This is a genomic window from Streptomyces sp. NPDC002577, from assembly GCF_053594815.1.
The window spans coordinates 47,909-65,223 of sequence record NZ_JBSFWK010000051.1; the positions used below are offsets into that span (position 1 = coordinate 47,909).

21 protein-coding genes are annotated in these 17,315 nt (G+C 69.2%); 7 read left to right on the forward strand and 14 right to left on the reverse strand.

Translation table 11 applies throughout. The annotated features are described in order from the left end of the window. The first annotated feature begins 306 nt into the window (after positions 1-306). On the forward strand, positions 307-1,275 hold the full coding sequence (locus ACWD4J_RS37660; RefSeq protein WP_451400036.1) for a LacI family DNA-binding transcriptional regulator: 969 nt from the start codon (positions 307-309) through the stop codon (positions 1,273-1,275). Positions 1,276-1,331: 56 nt separating this feature from the next. Here ACWD4J_RS37660 and ACWD4J_RS37665 read toward each other — a convergent pair whose 3' ends face one another. The 6 genes from ACWD4J_RS37665 to ACWD4J_RS37690 form a co-directional block, all read right to left on the reverse strand. Continuing rightward, positions 1,332-1,970 (reverse strand): response regulator, encoded by a 639-nt coding sequence (locus ACWD4J_RS37665; RefSeq protein ID WP_451400055.1) that lies wholly within the window; start codon positions 1,968-1,970, stop codon positions 1,332-1,334. A gap of 5 nt (positions 1,971-1,975) precedes the next feature. Beyond that, positions 1,976-3,139 (reverse strand): sensor histidine kinase, encoded by a 1,164-nt coding sequence (locus tag ACWD4J_RS37670; RefSeq protein ID WP_451400037.1) that lies wholly within the window; start codon positions 3,137-3,139, stop codon positions 1,976-1,978. 59 nt (positions 3,140-3,198) lie between these two features. Then, entirely contained in the window at positions 3,199-3,717 is a 519-nt protein-coding gene (locus tag ACWD4J_RS37675; RefSeq protein ID WP_451400038.1) for a hypothetical protein, read from the reverse strand. A gap of 223 nt (positions 3,718-3,940) precedes the next feature. Then, positions 3,941-4,864 (reverse strand): RNA polymerase sigma-70 factor, encoded by a 924-nt coding sequence (locus ACWD4J_RS37680; protein ID WP_451400039.1) that lies wholly within the window; start codon positions 4,862-4,864, stop codon positions 3,941-3,943. Next, entirely contained in the window at positions 4,861-5,799 is a 939-nt protein-coding gene (locus tag ACWD4J_RS37685) for an NAD-dependent epimerase/dehydratase family protein (protein ID WP_451400056.1), read from the reverse strand. The genes ACWD4J_RS37680 and ACWD4J_RS37685 overlap by 4 nt, the downstream gene beginning before the upstream one ends. A 263-nt stretch (positions 5,800-6,062) precedes the next feature. After that, complete coding sequence (locus ACWD4J_RS37690) at positions 6,063-7,058, reverse strand: aminoglycoside phosphotransferase family protein (RefSeq protein ID WP_451400040.1); 996 nt, start codon at positions 7,056-7,058, stop codon at positions 6,063-6,065. Positions 7,059-7,297: 239 nt separating this feature from the next. Between ACWD4J_RS37690 and ACWD4J_RS37695 the strand changes: the two genes are divergently transcribed. The 3 genes from ACWD4J_RS37695 (at position 7,298) to ACWD4J_RS37705 (ending at position 9,875) form a co-directional block, all read left to right on the forward strand. Beyond that, positions 7,298-7,747: a MarR family winged helix-turn-helix transcriptional regulator gene (locus ACWD4J_RS37695; RefSeq protein WP_451400041.1), complete on the forward strand. Its 450-nt coding sequence runs from the start codon at positions 7,298-7,300 to the stop codon at positions 7,745-7,747. Between the two features lie 74 nt (positions 7,748-7,821). Beyond that, positions 7,822-9,228, forward strand: a complete 1,407-nt coding sequence (locus ACWD4J_RS37700; protein WP_451400057.1) for an MFS transporter — start codon at positions 7,822-7,824, stop codon at positions 9,226-9,228. A 62-nt stretch (positions 9,229-9,290) separates the two neighbouring features. After that, positions 9,291-9,875, forward strand: a complete 585-nt coding sequence (locus tag ACWD4J_RS37705; protein WP_451400058.1) for a hydrolase — start codon at positions 9,291-9,293, stop codon at positions 9,873-9,875. 122 nt (positions 9,876-9,997) lie between these two features. On the opposite strand, the gene ACWD4J_RS37710 is transcribed toward ACWD4J_RS37705, so the two are convergent. Then, on the reverse strand, positions 9,998-10,816 hold the full coding sequence (locus ACWD4J_RS37710) for a helix-turn-helix domain-containing protein (RefSeq protein ID WP_451400042.1): 819 nt from the start codon (positions 10,814-10,816) through the stop codon (positions 9,998-10,000). A 78-nt stretch (positions 10,817-10,894) separates the two neighbouring features. Between ACWD4J_RS37710 and ACWD4J_RS37715 the strand changes: the two genes are divergently transcribed. After that, a complete protein-coding gene (locus tag ACWD4J_RS37715) occupies positions 10,895-11,326 on the forward strand; it encodes a DUF2000 family protein (RefSeq protein WP_451400043.1) in 432 nt (143 codons plus the stop codon). A gap of 87 nt (positions 11,327-11,413) precedes the next feature. Here ACWD4J_RS37715 and ACWD4J_RS37720 read toward each other — a convergent pair whose 3' ends face one another. The 3 genes from ACWD4J_RS37720 to ACWD4J_RS37730 all read right to left on the reverse strand — a co-directional run bounded on the left by ACWD4J_RS37720 (position 11,414) and on the right by ACWD4J_RS37730 (position 13,023). Further along, complete coding sequence (locus ACWD4J_RS37720) at positions 11,414-11,632, reverse strand: hypothetical protein (protein ID WP_451400044.1); 219 nt, start codon at positions 11,630-11,632, stop codon at positions 11,414-11,416. 361 nt (positions 11,633-11,993) lie between these two features. Further along, on the reverse strand, positions 11,994-12,497 hold the full coding sequence (locus ACWD4J_RS37725) for a helix-turn-helix transcriptional regulator (protein ID WP_451400045.1): 504 nt from the start codon (positions 12,495-12,497) through the stop codon (positions 11,994-11,996). A gap of 115 nt (positions 12,498-12,612) precedes the next feature. Beyond that, entirely contained in the window at positions 12,613-13,023 is a 411-nt protein-coding gene (locus ACWD4J_RS37730) for a VOC family protein (protein ID WP_451400046.1), read from the reverse strand. A gap of 146 nt (positions 13,024-13,169) precedes the next feature. Between ACWD4J_RS37730 and ACWD4J_RS37735 the strand changes: the two genes are divergently transcribed. Further along, positions 13,170-13,823, forward strand: a complete 654-nt coding sequence (locus ACWD4J_RS37735) for an MOSC domain-containing protein (protein ID WP_451400047.1) — start codon at positions 13,170-13,172, stop codon at positions 13,821-13,823. A gap of 92 nt (positions 13,824-13,915) precedes the next feature. Here the strand turns inward: ACWD4J_RS37735 and ACWD4J_RS37740 are convergent, their stop codons facing one another. The 4 genes from ACWD4J_RS37740 to ACWD4J_RS37755 form a co-directional block, all read right to left on the reverse strand. Then, the gene (locus tag ACWD4J_RS37740; protein ID WP_451400048.1) at positions 13,916-14,251 is read right to left on the reverse strand and encodes an HAD-IA family hydrolase; all 336 of its coding nucleotides are present in this window, start codon (positions 14,249-14,251) and stop codon (positions 13,916-13,918) included. 121 nt (positions 14,252-14,372) lie between these two features. Next, positions 14,373-14,663 carry a hypothetical protein gene (locus tag ACWD4J_RS37745; RefSeq protein WP_451400049.1) on the reverse strand — a complete coding sequence of 97 codons (291 nt, stop codon included), beginning with the start codon at positions 14,661-14,663 and terminating at the stop codon, positions 14,373-14,375. A gap of 2 nt (positions 14,664-14,665) precedes the next feature. After that, complete coding sequence (locus ACWD4J_RS37750; protein ID WP_451400050.1) at positions 14,666-14,878, reverse strand: hypothetical protein; 213 nt, start codon at positions 14,876-14,878, stop codon at positions 14,666-14,668. Positions 14,879-15,001: 123 nt separating this feature from the next. Continuing rightward, complete coding sequence (locus ACWD4J_RS37755; RefSeq protein ID WP_451400051.1) at positions 15,002-15,397, reverse strand: GNAT family N-acetyltransferase; 396 nt, start codon at positions 15,395-15,397, stop codon at positions 15,002-15,004. Positions 15,398-15,647: 250 nt separating this feature from the next. Here ACWD4J_RS37755 and ACWD4J_RS37760 point away from each other — a divergent pair, with 250 nt between their 5' ends. Further along, positions 15,648-17,192 (forward strand): beta-1,6-galactanase, encoded by a 1,545-nt coding sequence (locus tag ACWD4J_RS37760; protein WP_451400052.1) that lies wholly within the window; start codon positions 15,648-15,650, stop codon positions 17,190-17,192. Positions 17,193-17,315: the final 123 nt, after the last annotated feature.

A 17,315-nucleotide genomic window follows, 5' to 3' on the forward strand; every position in this document is an offset into this window, starting at 1 on the left:
TGGACGCGCTCGGGCACCCCCTACGGCAGATCCTCACTGTCTCGGCGGTCATCGAACGGCACACCGAAATACCGCTCGATTTCCTGCCCGCAGCCTCCGCCGACGGGCCCGCCCCCCACCGAGACGATCTGGCGCCCTGGGCACTCACCGGCGCCGAGAGGTGGCTGCCGCGCTCTTGGGATCGCTTCGTTGGAACAACAGGATAATTTGAAGCTCTAGGAGAACTGCCGAGGGGAGGCACATGTGGGCGACAGCGGTTCCGTGCGTCACAAGAGCGGCACGCACAAACGCCCCAGGTTGGAGGACGTGGCCGCACGAGTGGGCCTGTCCACGGCATCCGTGTCCCTGGTGCTGCGCGGCGTGCCCGGCCCGAGCGAACGGACCCGGCAGCGCGTCCTGAAAGCGGCCGCAGACCTGGGCTACCAGGTCGACCGCACCGCCAGCACGCTGGCCAGCAGGCGCAGCCGGCTGCTCGGCGTCATGGTCGACATCCACAGCCCTTTCCACGCCGAACTGGTCGAGCACCTGTACGCCGCGGCCGAGGAGGTCGGCTACGACCTCGTCCTGAGCACCCTCACCCGCACCCGCGACGAACACACTGCGGTGGAGACCCTGCTGGCCTTCCGTAGCGAGGCGCTGATCCTGCTCGGCCCGACCGCACGCGGCGACGCGCTCGCCGCCCTCGACGGCAGGGCCCCCGTCATCGCCGTCGGCCGCCGGATCGCCGACGCCGCACTGGACGTCGTACGCACCGCGGACGACGACGGCGTGGGCCAGATCGTCGATCACCTGGTCGGGCTCGGCCATCGCGAGATCGTCTACGTGGACGGCGGCAAGGGCGTCATCGCCACCGACCGGCGCCGCGGCTATCGCACCGCCATGCGTCGCCACGGCCTGGGCGACCACGTCCGGGTTCTCGCCGGAGACAACACCGAAGCGGCCGGCGAACGCGCCGTCCGTCACCTCCTCGGCGGTCCCCAACTTCCCACCGCGGTCGTCTCGTTCAACGACCAGTGCGCCATCGGCGTCCTGGCCGCCCTCGCCCGAGCCGGTGTCGCCGTCCCGGGCGAGGTGTCCGTGGCCGGCTACGACGACGACACGCTCTCCCGGCTGAGCTGCTTCAACCTGACCACCGTCAGCCAGAGCGCCCGGGAACAGGCCCGGCACGCGGTGACCGCCGCCGTCGAACGCCTTGACCAGGGCCGCACCGAGCCCCGCGAGGTCGTCCTCACCCCGCGCCTCATCGTGCGCGGCACCACAGCCGAACCGACCTGACGTGTGCCGCGAAGTGCTGTTCCCTGAGCGGCCCCGGTCGGCTGCGGGACCGCGGCTCAGCCGAGTCCGTGGCGGTGGGCATAGGCGATGGCCTGGCCGCGGTCGCGGCTGCCGGTCTTGGCGAAGATGCGATTGACGTGGGTCTTGACGGTGGCCTCACTGACGACCAGGGCTCGGGCGATCTCCCGGTTGGACAGGCCCTGGGCCATGCAGCCCAGGACTTCGGCCTCGCGGGCGGTCAGCCCGTCGGGCAACTGATCCGGTGGCCCGGCAGCCTGCTGCCGGGCCACGAGAGCCACCAGACGCGCGTGGACCGCCGGGTCGAGCAGCGCCTGCCCGCGGGCGGCGGCACGCAGCGCACGGTCGATGTCGTCGCGTCCGGCGTCCTTGGTGAGATAGCCGAGCGCGCCGGCCGCCAGCGCAGCGCTGATCGACTCGTCGTCGCTGTAGGTCGTCAGGACGACAACATGCGTATGAGGGTGCTCGGCCGTGATGATGCGGGTGGCCTCGATGCCGTCCATGCGGGGCATGCGCAGGTCCATCAGCACCACGTCGGGGGCATGCTCCACAACCTCGGCCACGGCCTGCTCCCCGTCACCGGCGGTGGCCACGACCTCGATGTCGGGCAGCCGCTCGCAGATGGTGGCGAGCCCATCGCGGATGAGGGTCTGGTCGTCGACGATCAGTACCTTCAGTACCGTCACGCCGGGACCTCCGCCTCAACCCGCCAGCCTTCGCCCACGGGGTCGGCGCCGAACGTGCCGCCGAGCAGTTCCACGCGCTCCCGCATGCCGTGCAGACCGTAACCGCTCCCGGTCGCGGACAGCTCGTGGTCCGCATCCGCCCCGGGCCCACCCGCTTCCGTGTTGACGACCACCAGCCGGGTGCAAGTGTCGCCGTAGTCGAGCTCGACGCTGACCGGCGCACCCGGCGCGTGCTTGCGCGCGTTGGTCAGCGCCTCCTGTGCGACCCGCAGCAGAGCCATCCCGGCCGCCGGGGGCAGCGACCGTACAGGGCCTTGCAGCCGGAAGACGGCACCCGCGCCGTCTGCGAGGGCGGCGAGTTGCTCATCGAGCGCCACCGGCTCGTCACGCAACGCCCGCACCGCACGCCGTGTCTCCTCCAGACCCTCGACGACCAGACGGCGGGACCGGCCGATCACGGCCCGCGCCTCGGCCTCGGCACCGTCCTCCATCAGGCTGTCCAGAGCGGTCATCTGAACCGAGAGCGCCGAGAGCGTGTGCGCCAGCACGTCATGCACCTCCCGGGCGATGCGGTTACGCTCGGCCAGCAGTTCGGCTCGCTCGTGCTCGACCAGGCTTCGCTCCCGTTCCACAGCCAGCTCGGCATCGGCCGTCTCCCGGGCCTGCCGCTGACGGCGCGCAACGCCAAGGAGCAGCCCCAGTAGCGCGCCGATGCCTGCCGCCGACAGCCCGCCGAACCCCTGCCCGGCAACCGCCGCTGAGATGGCCGCTGCGGCCACGCCGACCAGGCTCAGTGCCGCAGCCGCCACCGGATCGACCAGTGTGGCGGCGCACATCGAGGCCACGCCTACTACCACCGCCCCGAACACGGACAGGGGGGCCATCGCACCGCCGCTGGCGCCCAGCAGCGCCACCGCCACCAGGCTGAGCGTCGGACGCCCCGTGTGCTGCCCGGCCAGCCATCCCGACCAGCCCAGTCCGATACCCACGGTGAGTATCAGGGCGGCCAGATGCCGGCTGTCCAGGCCGGGACGTGTCGCCTGCACGGCCCCGTAGAGCAGCCCGGCCAGGCCGAGCAGACCCACCGCGGTGCTCAGCGCCGGCTGCTTGCGGACAGCAGGCAGCCGGTCCCGTGCCGGCGTGTGGTGATCCGTCCTCACCAGGCCAGCATGCCGCGTATCCGGCCGGGCCGGGCGCCGCTGCGGCTGCGGTACGTCGTTCACGCGGACGGCACCGGCTGCCGGCCGAGTGCGCGGCGCTCGGCCCGTCCGCGCCACCACACGATGGCGGTACGGGCGAGGACTTCGGCGAAGGCCATCAGGATGATCGCGGGCGCCCAGGCGTCCAAGCCGATGTGGTGGCTTGCCGAGAAACGGCCGATCGCCTCTCCGCCGCCGTGCGTCGTGTACAGCTGGAAGGCCAGGCGGAATCCGGCACCGAGGACCCACAGCACGGCCGTGGCGATGGTCGCGCGGATGACGATGTCGTCTTCGGCGTCGCGGTACACCTTCGTCAGTACCCCGGCGCCTGCGCCCAGTGCCAGCCCTATCAGTGTCGTCGGCACGATCAGCAGCAGGTCATTGCCCGCCGTCGGAATGTCGCGCAGGTACTGCACCCCCGCCCAACAGACGAGCACCACAGGAAGCAGCAGCATCCGCGTGGTCAGCCGACGGGCGCGCAGCTGCACCACTACCAGCCCGATGAGAGCGAGATCGATCAGCCAGTCCGTGAAACTCATGCCTCGATGATCGCTTCGCGACCGCGCCGCCGCGTCAACCCACGGGTGGCCTTCGGGTGGACTCTGGACTCCACCCATCGCCCTGAGCCGCACGCGGTGATACTCACCAATGAGTTGTGCCACGGGCAGGGTTCAGCTGTTCGTGGCGCGGGTGTGCGTTGTGAGCCCGGCCAGGACCAGGGTGAGCCAGCGGGCACGGGCGTCGGGGCTGCTGCTCTTACGGTCAATCGGTGCCCGGCAAGCCGTGGTTCGCCTTGTACCTGAGCGCCCAGGCGTCCGCCACCGGACCCACGTGCCCGAGTTTGTCAGGGTTGATCACCGAGCGGATCGTCTGGATCTGCCCGTCGAGTACGTCGAGCGCCAAGGTGCTGAGGACCTTGCCGTCCCGGTCGCGGAAGATCGCGCCCGGCTGGCCGTTCACCTGGCGCGGCTCCAACTGCACTCCGATCCGGCCGAACTGCGAGACGAGCGTGGCGAGCAACCGGACCACGCTCTCGGGACCGATGACCTGGCTGGCGAACAGCGGGGCCTTCCCGCCGCCGTCGCCGACCATGTGCACATCGGCGGCGAGAAGCTCCCTCAGCCCGTCGAGGTCCCCTTCCCGGAAGGCATCGAAGAACCGCTCCGCGAGCTCCTCACGCTCCTTACGGTCGGCTTCGAACCGGGGCCGCCCCGCATCCATGTGGCGGCGCGCCCGCACCGCGAGCTGGCGGCACGCCGCCGCCGAGCGCCCCACCGCCGACGCCACCTCGGGAAAGCCGAACCCGAACACCTCCCGCAGCACGAAGACCGCCCGCTCGAGCGGGCTCAGCCGCTCCAGCAGCAACAGGGCCGCCATCGACACCGAGTCGGCCAGCTCCGCCGACCGCGCCGGATCCTCATACGGGTCGGTCAGCAACGGCTCGGGGAACCACGGCCCGACGTACTCCTCCCGCCGGACGCGGGCCGAGCGCAGCACGTCGATCGAAATCCGCGTCACCACCGCCGACAGGAACGCCTTGACCGAGGCGGGTTGCGTGGGTGAGGCCTCGTAGCGCAACCAGGTCTCCTGCACCGCGTCCTCGGCCTCGCTCACGCTGCCCAGGATCCGGTAGGCGATCGAGAACAGCAGCGGCCGCAGCTCCTCGAACTCCTCGGTGCGCGTCACGCAAGCCCCTCCTTGAAGCCCTGGCGCCACGACGGATAGCGCAGCTCCCAGCCCAGCTCCCGCTTGGCCTTGGCATTGGAGAAACCACGCCCCTCGGTCATCATCGTCACCGCCACCTCACCGGCCAGCAGCCGGGCCAGCCACTTGGGGACCCGCATCGGCCGCTTCGCTCCCGCGCACGCGGCCAGGTAGGGCAGCCACTCGCAGGCCGGGGCCGGTTCGTCGTCGACGATGTTGAACACGCCCTTCGCCTTCTGCTCCACGGCCAGGACGGTAGCGCTCGCCGCGTCATCGAGATGTACCCAGGAGCTGTAGCCGGTGCCGGCCGCCACGAGCGGGAACTGCCGCTTGCGCACGAGCTCGACCTGGTCGTCGGTGGCGCCCGGCCCGTAGAGTCCGCCGTATCGCAGGGCCGCACCACCCGCCTTGACGACCGCGTCCTCGACGTGGCGGATCGCTCGCGCCCCCACGTGCGCGATCGTCCCCTCTTCCGGGTCCAGCGGGTCCTCCTCGGTCTTCACCCAGCCGCCCGTGCGGATGCCGTTCCAGCCGGCATAGCTCTGCGCGACGACGTTGGACACGCCGGTCGCCTCTGCGGCGGCCAGCAGGTGGTCCGTACCCTCGGTGCGCAGCCGGATGGTGGTGGCGAACCACCGGTCGATGTGCTTCATATCGGGCTTGCCGGCGTGCGCCACGGAAATCGCGGTCATCTGATGCACGATCGCGTCCGGCCGGGCCCCCGCCACCGCCTCACCGACCGACACCGCATCCAGCCCGTCCATCACGACCCCGCCTGCGCCCAGCCGCTCCAGCAGGCCCAGCTTGGCCGCGCTCGTCGTCGTAGCCGTCACCTGGTGGCCCCTGGCCACGAGCTGCGGCACCAGCCGCCGGCCCAGAACCCCGGTCCCGCCTGCCACGAACACCCGCATGACCATCACCTTCCCGATCCCGAAGCCTGTTTGCGAGACCGAGACGAGACAGCCCCGCCGAATGTGACATGGGGAGCGAAGACATCGGGGGAAGCGGCGCTGCGGTGCTGTGGGCTCGAACAGGATGCCCGGCAGGGGTGAGCTGCAGGGGGTGCGGACGTGAGGGCAGGGCAGGGCGCCGGGCCACACGGCAGCTCGGGATGCCGAGGGCCTGACCCTGCGACATCTGCTGCGGGGCCGTGAGTACTTGGCCATAGCGGCCCACGAGGTCAATCAAGGGGCGGGCGCCACTTCGTACGCCTTCCCAGCCAGCGCAGCGAGGCCAGGCCCAATGCGGTCATCATGCCCACGAGGTTGCGATCCGTGGTGGGCCCAGCCGCAGTGGCGGTTCGGAGGAGAAAACCGGCGTGCAATGCCAGCACTTCGTCGACTTGGACAGGTTCCAGATCACGGGTCAGCGGGTGGTCCTCGGCGATCGGCTGTGGATCTACGCCGCTGAGCGACACGCTCGACAGGAGCGTGACCGCATCACAGTGACGAGGACCGATCCAGGCGTGTGGCCAGTCGACGACGAAGACGCGGTCAGCGGTCAGCATGATGTTGAACGGGTACAGGTCTCCGTGCAGAAGGGTGACGCCGGCCAGCGAAGCGTTCTCCTCCAGGGCGGCGAGTTCGTCGAAATGGTGCGCCGCCCACGGCGACAGCTCTTCCACCTTCGTTCTGGCCGGGGCATCGTCCGCGAGCGCCAGCCATCCTCCGAGACGCGGCTTGGCCAGGATCATCTCGTCCACAGGCGACGGCGTCAGGACCTCCGCCATATCGGTGACTGCGGCGAGGACCCTGGTGAGATCGTCAGGCTGCCACGGCTGAGCGGGCAGATGTCCTGGAATCTCCTCGAAGGCCAGCACGACCCAGGTTCCGTCGTCGTGGGCATCGAGCAATCGCGGCGCCGGTACTTCCTTGGGAAGCCGCTGCGAGATCGCGTTCTCGCGACGGTGGAAGTCTGCCTCCGCCGGGGCCGTCAGGGAGTTCGCTGCCTTGACGAACGCACGCTTGCCGTTCGCCAGGCGCACCCGTGCGGCCAGGCCTTCGGAAAAACCGCCCGGCTGACTGGTTGCGTCGGCCACCGGGCTGCCGAGCAGCTGCTCGATCCGAGCCCTCACCGTGCGAGGCACGGCTGCCCAGGCCATCCTTCGGCTGCCCGTCGCCTCCGGCATGCCCAGGGCCGCCGTACTGAGCCTTTTGCTGGGGTCGCGCGCCACCATGGTCTCCCCCCGCCCGCAGCGGACGGCGGCAGTTCTGCGAAGGACTTTGCTGCCCCCCGGCCACACACCGCCGACTGTCGAGAGGGCCCTCCGCCGACCACGTGTCTGCTGAGATTACTGCAACCAACTCACCGCATCTCCTCTGAACGAGACACCGAGCGGCCGTCGCTACATGGTGTACACCCCAAGGTGTACACCCTAGGTTGCACACCTTGGGGTGTCGTTTTATGGTGCGGTGTGTGGACGACAGCGGCGACGTGATTTCCGAGAGCGCGCTCCGGGCGGCACGGGACGTGTGGGTGGTTTATGGCCGGCTGCGTAGGCGGCTGCTCTCCCTGGAAGGGGAGGGAGGCCTGTCCTCGGCGCAGGCTTCGGTGCTGATGCGGCTGACGAAGGACGGTCCGATGTCGGCAAGCGACCTGGCCGTGGTGGAGCGGGTGCGTCCGCAGTCGATCGCGAAGATCGTCGCCGTACTGGAGGAGGCCGGTCTGGTGGAGCGCCACCCGGATCCCGACGACGGGCGCCGCCAGTTGGTCACCGTGACCGACCAGGGACGGGAACGGCGTGCGGGAGACCGGCAGGCCCGGGAGGCCTGGCTCGCGCGGGCGCTGCAAGAGCGGGGGACCCCGGAGCAGGTGCAAGCCGTGATCGCGGCGATGGCCTTGCTGGACGAGGTCGCACAGTCGTGACCAGCTTGGTCGAGTGGATACGCGGCGGAAGGCCCTCGAATCCACAGGAGTTCAACCACAAGCTGATCGCGCCGATGATCCTCGGCTCGATCCTGAATCCGATCAACTCCTCCATGCTCGCCGTGGCGCTGGTGCCGATCGGGCGGGCGTTCCACGCCTCGCCCTCGCACACGGCCTGGCTTGTGTCAGCGCTGTACCTTGCCACGGCGGTCGGGCAACCGGTCATCGGCCGCCTGGTGGACTCCTACGGTCCGCGCCCTCTCTACCTCGTCGGCACCGCGATGGTCGGTATCGCCGGGCTGCTCGGAGTCTTCGCCCCGGAACTGTGGGTGCTGGTCATCTCCCGGGTGCTGCTGGGGTTCGGCACCTCTGCGGCGTATCCGGCCTCGATGTACCTGCTGCGCACGGAATCGACGCGCACCGGGATGAGGTCTCCGAGCGGCATTCTCGCGGCCCTGTCGGTGGCCAGCCAGGTCGTCGTCGTCATCGGTCCGACCCTGGGCGGCCTGCTGATCGGGGCAGGCGGCTGGCATCTGATCTTCGCCATCAACGTGCCGCTGTCGGCGGCCTGCCTGCTCTTGGGAGCCCTGCGCCTTCCGAAGTCGGCGACCCGGGAGAAGCAGTCGGGCAGCCACGGCGCCGGTCAGGTGGACGTACGCGGTATGGCGTTGTTCGCGGCGATGCTCACCGCGTTCATGCTCTTCTTGATGAACCCCGGCCCCACGCACTGGTATCTGCTGCTCATCGCCGCGCTGGCGGGGGCGGCCTTCGCCTGGTGGGAGCTGCACACCGGCCAGCCGTTCATCGACCTGCGGGTGCTGCGCGGCAACGCCCCGCTGCTGGCCACGTTCGGCCGCCAACTGCTGGCGTACACCACCTCGTACGCCTTCTTGTACGGCTTCACCCAGTGGCTGGAGGAAGGGCGTTCGCTCAGCGCCTCATCAGCCGGTCTGATCCTGCTGCCGATGTCGGCGGCCGCCATCGCGGTGACCGCCCTTACCGGGCGCAAGGCCGAAGTCCGCGGCAAACTGATCACCGGCGCGCTGGTCCAGATCGCCGGCTGCGCGGCCCTGCTGTTGCTCGACGCCGCCAGCCCTATCTGGCTGCTGGCCCTCATCGGCGCGGTCATCGGCATACCCCAGGGCCTCAACGGCCTGGCCAACCAGAACGCCCTGTACGCCCAGGCCGACCCCCAACGCATAGGCTCCTCCGCCGGGCTGCTGCGCACCTTCATGTACCTCGGCGCACTCCTGGCCTCCGCAGCGAACGCCGTCTTCTACAAGCACGGTGCCACCACCGGCGGCCTGCACCACCTCGCCTGGCTGCTGCTCGTGGTGGCCGGGCTCTTCCTGCTCGCCGGCGTCATGGACCGCTCGCTGGGCCGCATCGGCCGCACCGATGACGACCCCCAGGGCGAAGAGGGCCAAGTCCCCTCCGCGGATAACGCCGTTCAGCAGCCGGGCGACCCCAGATCCCGATAACACCCCGAACCGCTCAGACCCTCCAGCACCACTGCACGATGTCCTCCCAGAAAGGCTCCACCATGCCCCTCACCGCCCTCGACCCCAAGACCGCGCTGGTCGCCATCGACCTGCAGGACGGCGTCCTGGCGATGCCCGGCACCCCGCATCCCACCGCCGACATCCTGGCCCGCACCGTCGAACTGGCCGACGCCTTCCGCGAGCGCGGCATGCCCGTCGTCCTGGTCCGCGTCACCGCCGCCCCGGACGGCTCCGACACCCCGGCCGGACGCACCGACGCCTCCCGGCGCGCAGGCAGCCTGCCGGCCGGCTGGGACCAGATCGCCGAGGCCCTTACCGGGCACGCCGAGGACATCACGGTCACCAAGCGGAACTGGTCGGCGTTCTACGGCACGGACCTCGACCTGCACCTGCGCCGCCGCGGCATCACCCAGATCGTGCTCACCGGAGCGGCGACGAGCATCGGCGTGGAGTCCACCGCCCGAGCCGCCCACGAACGCGGCTACCACGTCACCGTGGCAACTGACGCCATCACTGACAGCGACGCCGACGCCCACCGCAACAGCGTCGAGAAGATCTTCCCCCGCCTGGCCGAGAGCGGCACCACCGCCGACATCCTCGACCTCCTCGCCAAGGCGCATCCCTGACCCGCTCCGGCCGCCCCTCGACATGAGGAGAACCGACCCGGTCGGCGCCGAGCCCGGAACGTAGCCTGCCGCCTGTTCCGCGACAGCGGAGGTTGAGCGTGTGTGCCGCTGACGGTGATCGATTACGCCTGGTTCGTCGTCCCGGGGGCGCCCTCACGGGCAAAGCGCCCGGGAGTGGTGCCCACGAGTCGTTTGAAGTGCCGGCTCAAGTGCGACTGGTCGTAGAAGCCGGCTGCGGCCGCCACCTCTCCCGGCGGCTGTCCATCGAGCAGCAGCCGCCGGGCGTGGTCGATCCGGCGGGCCGTCAGGTACTGGTGCGGGGCGATGCCGAAGGCGCCGCTGAACGCCCGCACCAGGTGCGTGGGGTGGGCGTGCAGCAGCGTCGCGGCCTGGTCCAGGGTCACCCCCTGGAGCAGCTGTTCGTCGAGGAGTTCCCGCAGGCTGTGGGCCACACCGCGATCGGGTGCCCGCCGGCGCGCGACGAGCCGGGGCCGCAGATGGGTGCGCAGCCGTTCGCAGATGAGGGCGAGGCGGCTCTGCGCTTCGAGTTCGTCGCCCCTGTCCCCCAGGGCGGCGTGCAGCTGTCCGATACGTCGGCGCAGGAGGGGGTCGACGAGGTCGGGGCCGTCCACCGCCGGGCCGATGAAGCTCTCATCCAGCTGCGTCAGATCCAGATAGAGGACCCGCTTGCGAAAGCCGTGCGAGGTGGCGGGCGAGCCGTTGTGCGGTACCTGCGGCGGGAGCAGGGACACCGTGTCGCGCGGGGTGCCGCGCTCGTGGCGGTTCAGGTCGTAGCGCACCGCGCCGTCGTCGACGATGAGCAGTGTCCATACGTCGTGGACGTGCATCGGGTACGCGTGCTCGGTGAAATGTGCGTGGAAGACCTCCACAACACCCGGGACCTGCGGGCGCCACGCGGAAACCTGCTGCCGGGCCGGCATCAGATTCCCTTACGCGTGGGTGGAGTCACGCAAGGAATGTACAAGACGGTGCGGCAGGACGGTCGGCACCCTCAGAGCATGACGACCGACAATGCACCTGTACGTTTCGACACCAAGATCGCCGTACTGCTGCGCGAGGACCTTCAGACCTGGCAGCGGCTGAACGTGACCGCGTTCCTGGTCAGCGGCCTCGGCTCACAGCTGCCCGAGGTGATCGGCGAACCGTATGCCGACGCCGACGGCACCCCGTATCTGCCGATGTTCCGCCAGCCCGTCCTGGTCTTCGAGGGGACGAAGGAGACACTGACCGCGGCGCACAGCCGAGCCTTGTCGCGCTCGCTTCCCCGGTCGGTGTTCACCTCCGACCTCTTCGCCACGGGCAATGACCGGGACAACCGCGCGGCGGTTCGGGCCGTGACGAAGGACCAGTTGGATCTGGTGGGTCTGGCCGTGTACGGGCCGCGCAACGCGGTCGACAAGGTACTCAAGGGCGCCAGAATGCACCCCTGATCGCCGGCGGAGAGCTGCGCCGCACGAGTGACGGCGACTCCTGAGAACGATCCAGAGCTTGTCCTCGGCTCACTCGGTCAAGTCCTGTCAGGCGCGCGGTGCCGGGAGGTGGGCCCGGGCCTCGGCGGAGTCCGGGAGGTCGGTGCCGGCGAGGAGGGTGTCGGCCTCGGCGCGGCAGACGGCGGCCTCGGCGGGCCGGTGGGCGGCGAGGAGGGCGCGCGTGAGGTGGAGCAGGGCGACGCCGAGGCGGGTGCGGTCGCCGAGGCCCCAGCTCCCGCAAATCCGTCGTCCGGCCCGTGAAGTCATCGACGGACGAGGGAAGTTCGGCTGGTGCCACCCAGCGCAGCGGCCCGCCACCGCCCGCCGCGGGACTTCCCCGGTCCTCCGCCAGGCGCTGTTGCCAGACCGCGAACCCCACCGTCACCAGCGCCAGCACCACCAGCGGCCACGCCAGCCCTCGCAGCGGGCCCACCGGCCCTGGCAGCGTGCCACTGGTCGCCACGTTCACGGCCACCGCGAGCAGCACCGACAGCAGGCTCGACGCCGACGCCAGCACGGGCGTGTGTTTTCCTGTGCGGCGGTCAGCCGAGCCAGCGGCCGTCGCGCATGAGGTCGCGTCCCCGCAGCTCGTTCGCCTCACGCCAGGCCTGGATGCGCCGCGGCCGGATCAGGAAGTACTGATAGGGCTCGTCGAGTTCGCGCGGGTCGAATCCGGTCTTGGTCGCGAACGCGTCGCCCGTCTTGGGGGCGAGGTCGGCAAGGTCCACCGGCTCGGCGGTGCCGTCGACGACGACGACGTCGCGGGTCGGCCCGAGGCTGAGGCGCACCCGGCCGTCCGCCAGCAGATTGCGGCCGGTGACCGAGGCGCGCGGCGTGGAGATGAGCCGACCGCGAAGCAGACCTCGGTGACGCTGAGCTCGCCACGACGCAGCAGAGCCGCCGCGCGCTCGATGCGACGCGTCATCAGGTACGTGTACGGCGACTCACCGTACGCGAGCCGGAACTGGCGGCTGAGGTGCCCGGCGGACATGTTCACGCCGCGAGCGAGCGCCTCGACGTTCAACGGCTGCGCGTACTCCCGGTCGATCCGGTCGCGGACGCGGCGCAGTCGCGCGAGGTCGCCCCGGCGATGCGCCGCGGTGCGTGCGCGCCCCCACGAGGGGTGACACATGAGAGAACTCCTGTTCAGCGCTGTATCGATGTATCGATGGCCGCCCGACTCCTCGCAGGTGGTCGCAACGCAACGCCGACCATCATGGCCGAATCAGAATCGAGGGCCGGACGGCTCAGCGCAGTTCCTGGATGCGGACCAGGTTGCCCGCGGGATCACGGAAGGCGCAGTCGCGGATGCCGTACGGCTGCCCGGTCGGCTCCTGGACGACTTCGGTGTCGCCGGCCTGCACCTTCTCGAAGGTGCCGTCGAGGTCCCGGGTGGCCAGCAGGATCCAGCCGTAGGTGCCCTTGGCCATCATCTCGGTGATGGTGCGGCGCTCGTCGTCAGTGATGCCGGGGTCGGCTGCGGGCGGCGCCAGGAGGATGGAGGTGTCGGGCTGGCCGACGGGGCCGACCGTGATCCAGCGCATCGTGCCTTGTCCGACGTCGCTGCGGACCTCGAAGCCGAGGGTGTCGCGGTAGAAGGCCAGGGACGCGTCCGGGTCGTCATGCGGGAGGAAGCTCGTGTGAATGGTGATGTCCATGGCCCTCACGCTAGGCGCGGCTCCGTGACCCGCGCTTCTCGATTCCTGACCGGTCCGGCCGCCTCAAGGGGGCCGGGACGGCCAGCTCCAAGGGTTGGCAAGGAATTGCGTCGCGCCGGCGAGCAGCGGACCGTACTGTCGCCGCCATGAAGCTGCTCTCCGTCAATGTCGGCAAGCCCCAGCCCAACCCGTGGAAGGGTCTCAGCGCGACAGGCATCGACAAGAGGCCTGTCGACGGTCCGGTCGCCGTCAGCGACCCCGGCCCCAAGGGCACTGGCTCGGTCGGTCTGGTGGGCGATCGCGTCTATGACGTAAAGCACCACGGCGGCTCCGACCAGGCTGTCTACGCCTATGCCCGCGAAGACCTCGACGGGTGGCAGGCCGAGCTGGGCACGCCGCTTGCCAACGGAGCCTTCGGGGAGAACCTCACGACCCTTGGCCTGGATGTCAACGGTGCTCTGATCGGCGAGCGTTGGCGCATTGGATCCGAGGTCGTCCTGGAGGTGTCGTGCGCACGGATCCCGTGCGCGACGTTCCAGGGGTGGCTGAAGCGCGACGGCTGGATCAAGCGGTTCACCCAGGCCGCACTGCCAGGCGCGTACCTGCGCGTGATCGAACCCGGAGACATCCGTGCCGGCGACCCGGTCGAGATCGTGCACCGGCCCGACCACGACGTGACCGTTGCGCTCGTCTTCCGTGCGATGACACTCGAACCGGATCTGCTGCCGCGGTTGCTGGCCGCGGACGCGCTGCCGCAGGCGGACAGGGAACTGGCCCGTAGGCGTACGGCCTCGGACTGAGGCTCGGCGGCGTGGAGTTCGCCGCCACCGCGCTGATCGGGATCCGGCGTGCTGGGTGCCGAACCGGTGAAGGCCTGTACGCCCCCTCGTGTTCAGGGCTCTTGAGTCCGGGAACTGTCGACGTCAATCAGCGGCGAGAGTGCCTGGCGGAGGTCTTCGATCTGTCGGTAGTGGAGAGCGGCCATTCCTGCTTCGCGGGCAGCCACGACGTTGGCGGCGGTGTCGTCGATGAACAGGCAGCGTTCGGCTGCGGTTCCGAGGCGTTCGGCAGCGATGAGGTAGACGTGGGGATCGGGTTTCGCAACGCCGATGCGAGCGGTGTTCACCACTACGTCGGCGAGGTCGGTGAGTCCTTGTCGGGCAAGGTCCCGCTCCAGCCGGACGCCGTCGATGTCGCAGAGCACGGCGTCGTACGGCAGAAGAGGCATGCCTATTGCTCCTTCGGTGATCGTTCGACGGCTGACTGTTCGAGGCGGGGTTCATAGCCCGGTGCCTGTCCTGTGGACAGGCCCGCCGCTCGAGTGCGACGGGCCACATGAACGGAAGCAGTCACTGCTTCGTGCACTTCGGGTACGACGAATCCTGGGAGCACTTGTAGTAGTCCGAGCTCGACACATCGAACTCGACCTCGTCGCCCTTGGGTGTACGGACGGTCAGCTCGTACTCGGTGTGGCACGAGCGGCGCTTCTTCTTGCCGGTTCCCTTGGTCTTGCACTCCCGGTCGGTGTCCTTCGCTATGACCTTCCCGGCTGGGCCGGCATCGTGCTGATCGGAACAGCCGGTGAGGCCGAGGGCGAGCGTGGCGGCCGCAGTGACAGCAAGGGCAAATCGGATACGCATAGTCAGTTCTCCTTCAGAATCAGCAGGTACTGGTACATCGCCCGCTTGTGACGGACGTCCTCGACCGGGTGGTGCGCGCCGGTCGCTTGCTCCGGCAGCTCATGATTGCCGGTCTTGGCAGCGAGTGCCTTGAGATCGAAAAACCAGGTCGGGATGGTGTAGGTCAGATTGGTTTCTTCACGTGGGGGGGGGCAGTGTCGATGGACTTCGGGCACTGGCTCGACTTGTGGTTGGCTGGCGCGCGTTCGGTGACGATTGAGATCGGGGAGAACGTGGCAGGGCATCCTGACATCGCCCCGTGGACATGCTCACCAGGCCAGTGGCTTTGGGCCAGGGAGTTACAGGGCGATCAGACCGGCTGTCGTCTCCTTGAAGCCGCAGGCATCGAAGTAGAACGAACGCAGGCGCTCCTCGAAGTCAACATGAAGCCACGCGCAGTTGGCCGCACGAGCTTCCTTGGCCGCGGCTGCGACAAGCGCGGCGCCAACTCCTCGTGCGCGCCATGGCTGTGCGATCACCGTGTCCAGGAGAAAGGTATGAGCCCCGCCGTCCCAGGCGACGTTGACGAAGCCGATGAGGGTGCCGTGTTCCCACGCGCAGACCCAGCCGAGGCTGTGACGCTGCAGTCGCGTTCGCCAGTCGGTCTGAGTGACCGGGTGGCCGAAGCCTTCGGCATGCAGCGCGTTGAGGGAGGCATTGTCGAAGTCGCCCCGCCACTCGTACTTGATCGTCACGCTTCGATCGTAAAGCAGTCGTTGTTCCTGGCTCTTGGTGAATGATGACGCCGCGCAATCCGCCTCAAAGGCCGACACCTCACTCTGAGACGCCAGTTACTCTGCCCCTTCTCACAACCCTCATAAAAAATCTGGGAAAGCGCTGTCACAGCTCTCGACAATCGCACCGGTTGCCCCGACGCTAGCGACAGCAACACCTTTCACACCGGCCTTCAGGGTCCGCCCTCCCACCCCCCACCCCGGAGATGGCATGAGCGCATCAGAGAAGCCCTCGGAGGCGTCCTCGGAGCAGTCAGCAGGACGCCTCTCGGAGAAGTCGACGGTTCGCCGCAGAGCCGTGCTGGCTGCTGCGGGCGGCGCGTTCCTCAGTGGCGCCCTGGGCACGGGCATCGCCCACGCCGACGCTACGATCGCCGTCAACCCCGGGTCTACGTACGGGAATTGGGAGGGCTGGGGCACCTCGCTGGCCTGGTGGGCGAACGTGTTCGGCAACCGGGACGACTTCGCCGACCTCTTCTTCACCACCAAGTCCATCACGTACAACGGAACAACGCTCCCGGGCCTGGGCCTGAACATCGCCCGCTACAACCTCGGCGCGTGCAGCGGGAACAGCGTCAACGGCGAGAGCATGGTCGCGTCACCGAACATCCCCGCCTTCAAGCAGATCGAGGGCTACTGGCAGGACTGGAACAACGAGGACCCGACGTCCTCGGCCTGGGACTGGACGGCGGACGCCACTCAGCGCGCCGCACTGACGAAGGCCGTCCAACGCGGCGCGACGGCCGAGCTGTTCGCCAACTCCCCGATGTGGTGGATGTGCTACAACCACAATCCGTCGGGCGCCTCCGACGGCGGCAACAACCTCCAGTCCTGGAACTACCGCCAGCACGCCTCGCATCTGGCCGCGGTGGCCCTGCACGCGAAGAACAACTGGGGCGTGAATTTCGCGACCGTCGACCCCTTCAACGAGCCCGCCTCCACCTGGTGGACCGCCACCGGCACCCAGGAGGGCTGTCACATGGACCCCGCGGTCCAGGCGGCCGTTCTCCCGTACATGCGCAGTGAGCTGGACAAACGCGGGCTGACAGGCATCCGTATCTCCGCCTCCGACGAGACGAACTACGACACGGCCCGCTCCACGTGGGCCTCCTTCAACTCGTCCACGAAAGCCCTGGTCAACCAGGTCAACGTGCATGGATACCAGGGGGCGGGCGGCCGCCGCGACCTCCTCTACACGGACGTGGTGACGACGTCCGGCAAGAAGCTCTGGAACTCCGAGACCGGCGACAGCGACGGCACCGGCTGGACCCTGGCCCGTAACCTCTGTTACGACTTCCGCTGGCTGCACCCGACAGCCTGGTGCTACTGGCAGGTGATGGACCCGTCGACCGGCTGGGCCATGATCGCGTACGACCAGAGCACGCTCCAGCCGACGACGGTCCAGACCAAGTACTACGTCATGGCCCAGTTCAGCCGTCACATCCGCCCCGGCGTGACGATCCTGGACACCGGGGTGAGTTACGCGGTAGCGGCCCTGGACACGACGGCGAACCGCCTGGTGATAGTGGCGCTGAACACGTCTTCCTCGGCCCAGACCTTCACCTTCGACCTCTCGCGCTTCGGTACCGTGACGGGTGGCACGGGCGGTCTGGTCCGACGCTGGAACACCCTCACCTCCGGCAGCGGCGACCTCTACCGGGAGTACGCGGACACCTATCTGAACGGAAAGTCGGTGGCCGTGCCGTTCGCGGCGGGAGCGGTTCAGACGCTGCAGGTGGACGGGGTGGCTGCCTAGGCCCTGTCGTCAAATTGCCGCCTGCCTCGCGGTGTCTGGCACGCACGCTCGCCGCGTTGCCGAAACGCCCACGTGGCTCCGCCACGAGGGCGCTCCGGCGCCTTGCGATCGCACGCACCAGAC

Excerpts from the sequence above, each read along its gene's own strand:
- ACWD4J_RS37725 (WP_451400045.1), bottom strand. The coding sequence starts at position 12,497 with ATGTGTCACCCCTCGTGGGGGCGCGCACGCACCGCGGCGCATCGCCGG.
- ACWD4J_RS37735 (WP_451400047.1), top strand. The coding sequence starts at position 13,170 with ATGAAGCTGCTCTCCGTCAATGTCGGCAAGCCCCAGCCCAACCCGTGG.
- ACWD4J_RS37715 (WP_451400043.1), top strand. The coding sequence starts at position 10,895 with ATGACGACCGACAATGCACCTGTACGTTTCGACACCAAGATCGCCGTA.
- ACWD4J_RS37745 (WP_451400049.1), bottom strand. The coding sequence starts at position 14,663 with ATGCGTATCCGATTTGCCCTTGCTGTCACTGCGGCCGCCACGCTCGCC.
- ACWD4J_RS37740 (WP_451400048.1), bottom strand. The coding sequence starts at position 14,251 with ATGCCTCTTCTGCCGTACGACGCCGTGCTCTGCGACATCGACGGCGTC.
- ACWD4J_RS37700 (WP_451400057.1), top strand. The coding sequence starts at position 7,822 with ATGATCCTCGGCTCGATCCTGAATCCGATCAACTCCTCCATGCTCGCC.
- ACWD4J_RS37705 (WP_451400058.1), top strand. The coding sequence starts at position 9,291 with ATGCCCCTCACCGCCCTCGACCCCAAGACCGCGCTGGTCGCCATCGAC.
- ACWD4J_RS37685 (WP_451400056.1), bottom strand. The coding sequence starts at position 5,799 with ATGGTCATGCGGGTGTTCGTGGCAGGCGGGACCGGGGTTCTGGGCCGG.
- ACWD4J_RS37690 (WP_451400040.1), bottom strand. The coding sequence starts at position 7,058 with ATGGTGGCGCGCGACCCCAGCAAAAGGCTCAGTACGGCGGCCCTGGGC.
- ACWD4J_RS37720 (WP_451400044.1), bottom strand. The coding sequence starts at position 11,632 with ATGACTTCACGGGCCGGACGACGGATTTGCGGGAGCTGGGGCCTCGGC.
- ACWD4J_RS37730 (WP_451400046.1), bottom strand. The coding sequence starts at position 13,023 with ATGGACATCACCATTCACACGAGCTTCCTCCCGCATGACGACCCGGAC.
- ACWD4J_RS37675 (WP_451400038.1), bottom strand. The coding sequence starts at position 3,717 with ATGAGTTTCACGGACTGGCTGATCGATCTCGCTCTCATCGGGCTGGTA.
- ACWD4J_RS37760 (WP_451400052.1), top strand. The coding sequence starts at position 15,648 with ATGAGCGCATCAGAGAAGCCCTCGGAGGCGTCCTCGGAGCAGTCAGCA.
- ACWD4J_RS37710 (WP_451400042.1), bottom strand. The coding sequence starts at position 10,816 with ATGCCGGCCCGGCAGCAGGTTTCCGCGTGGCGCCCGCAGGTCCCGGGT.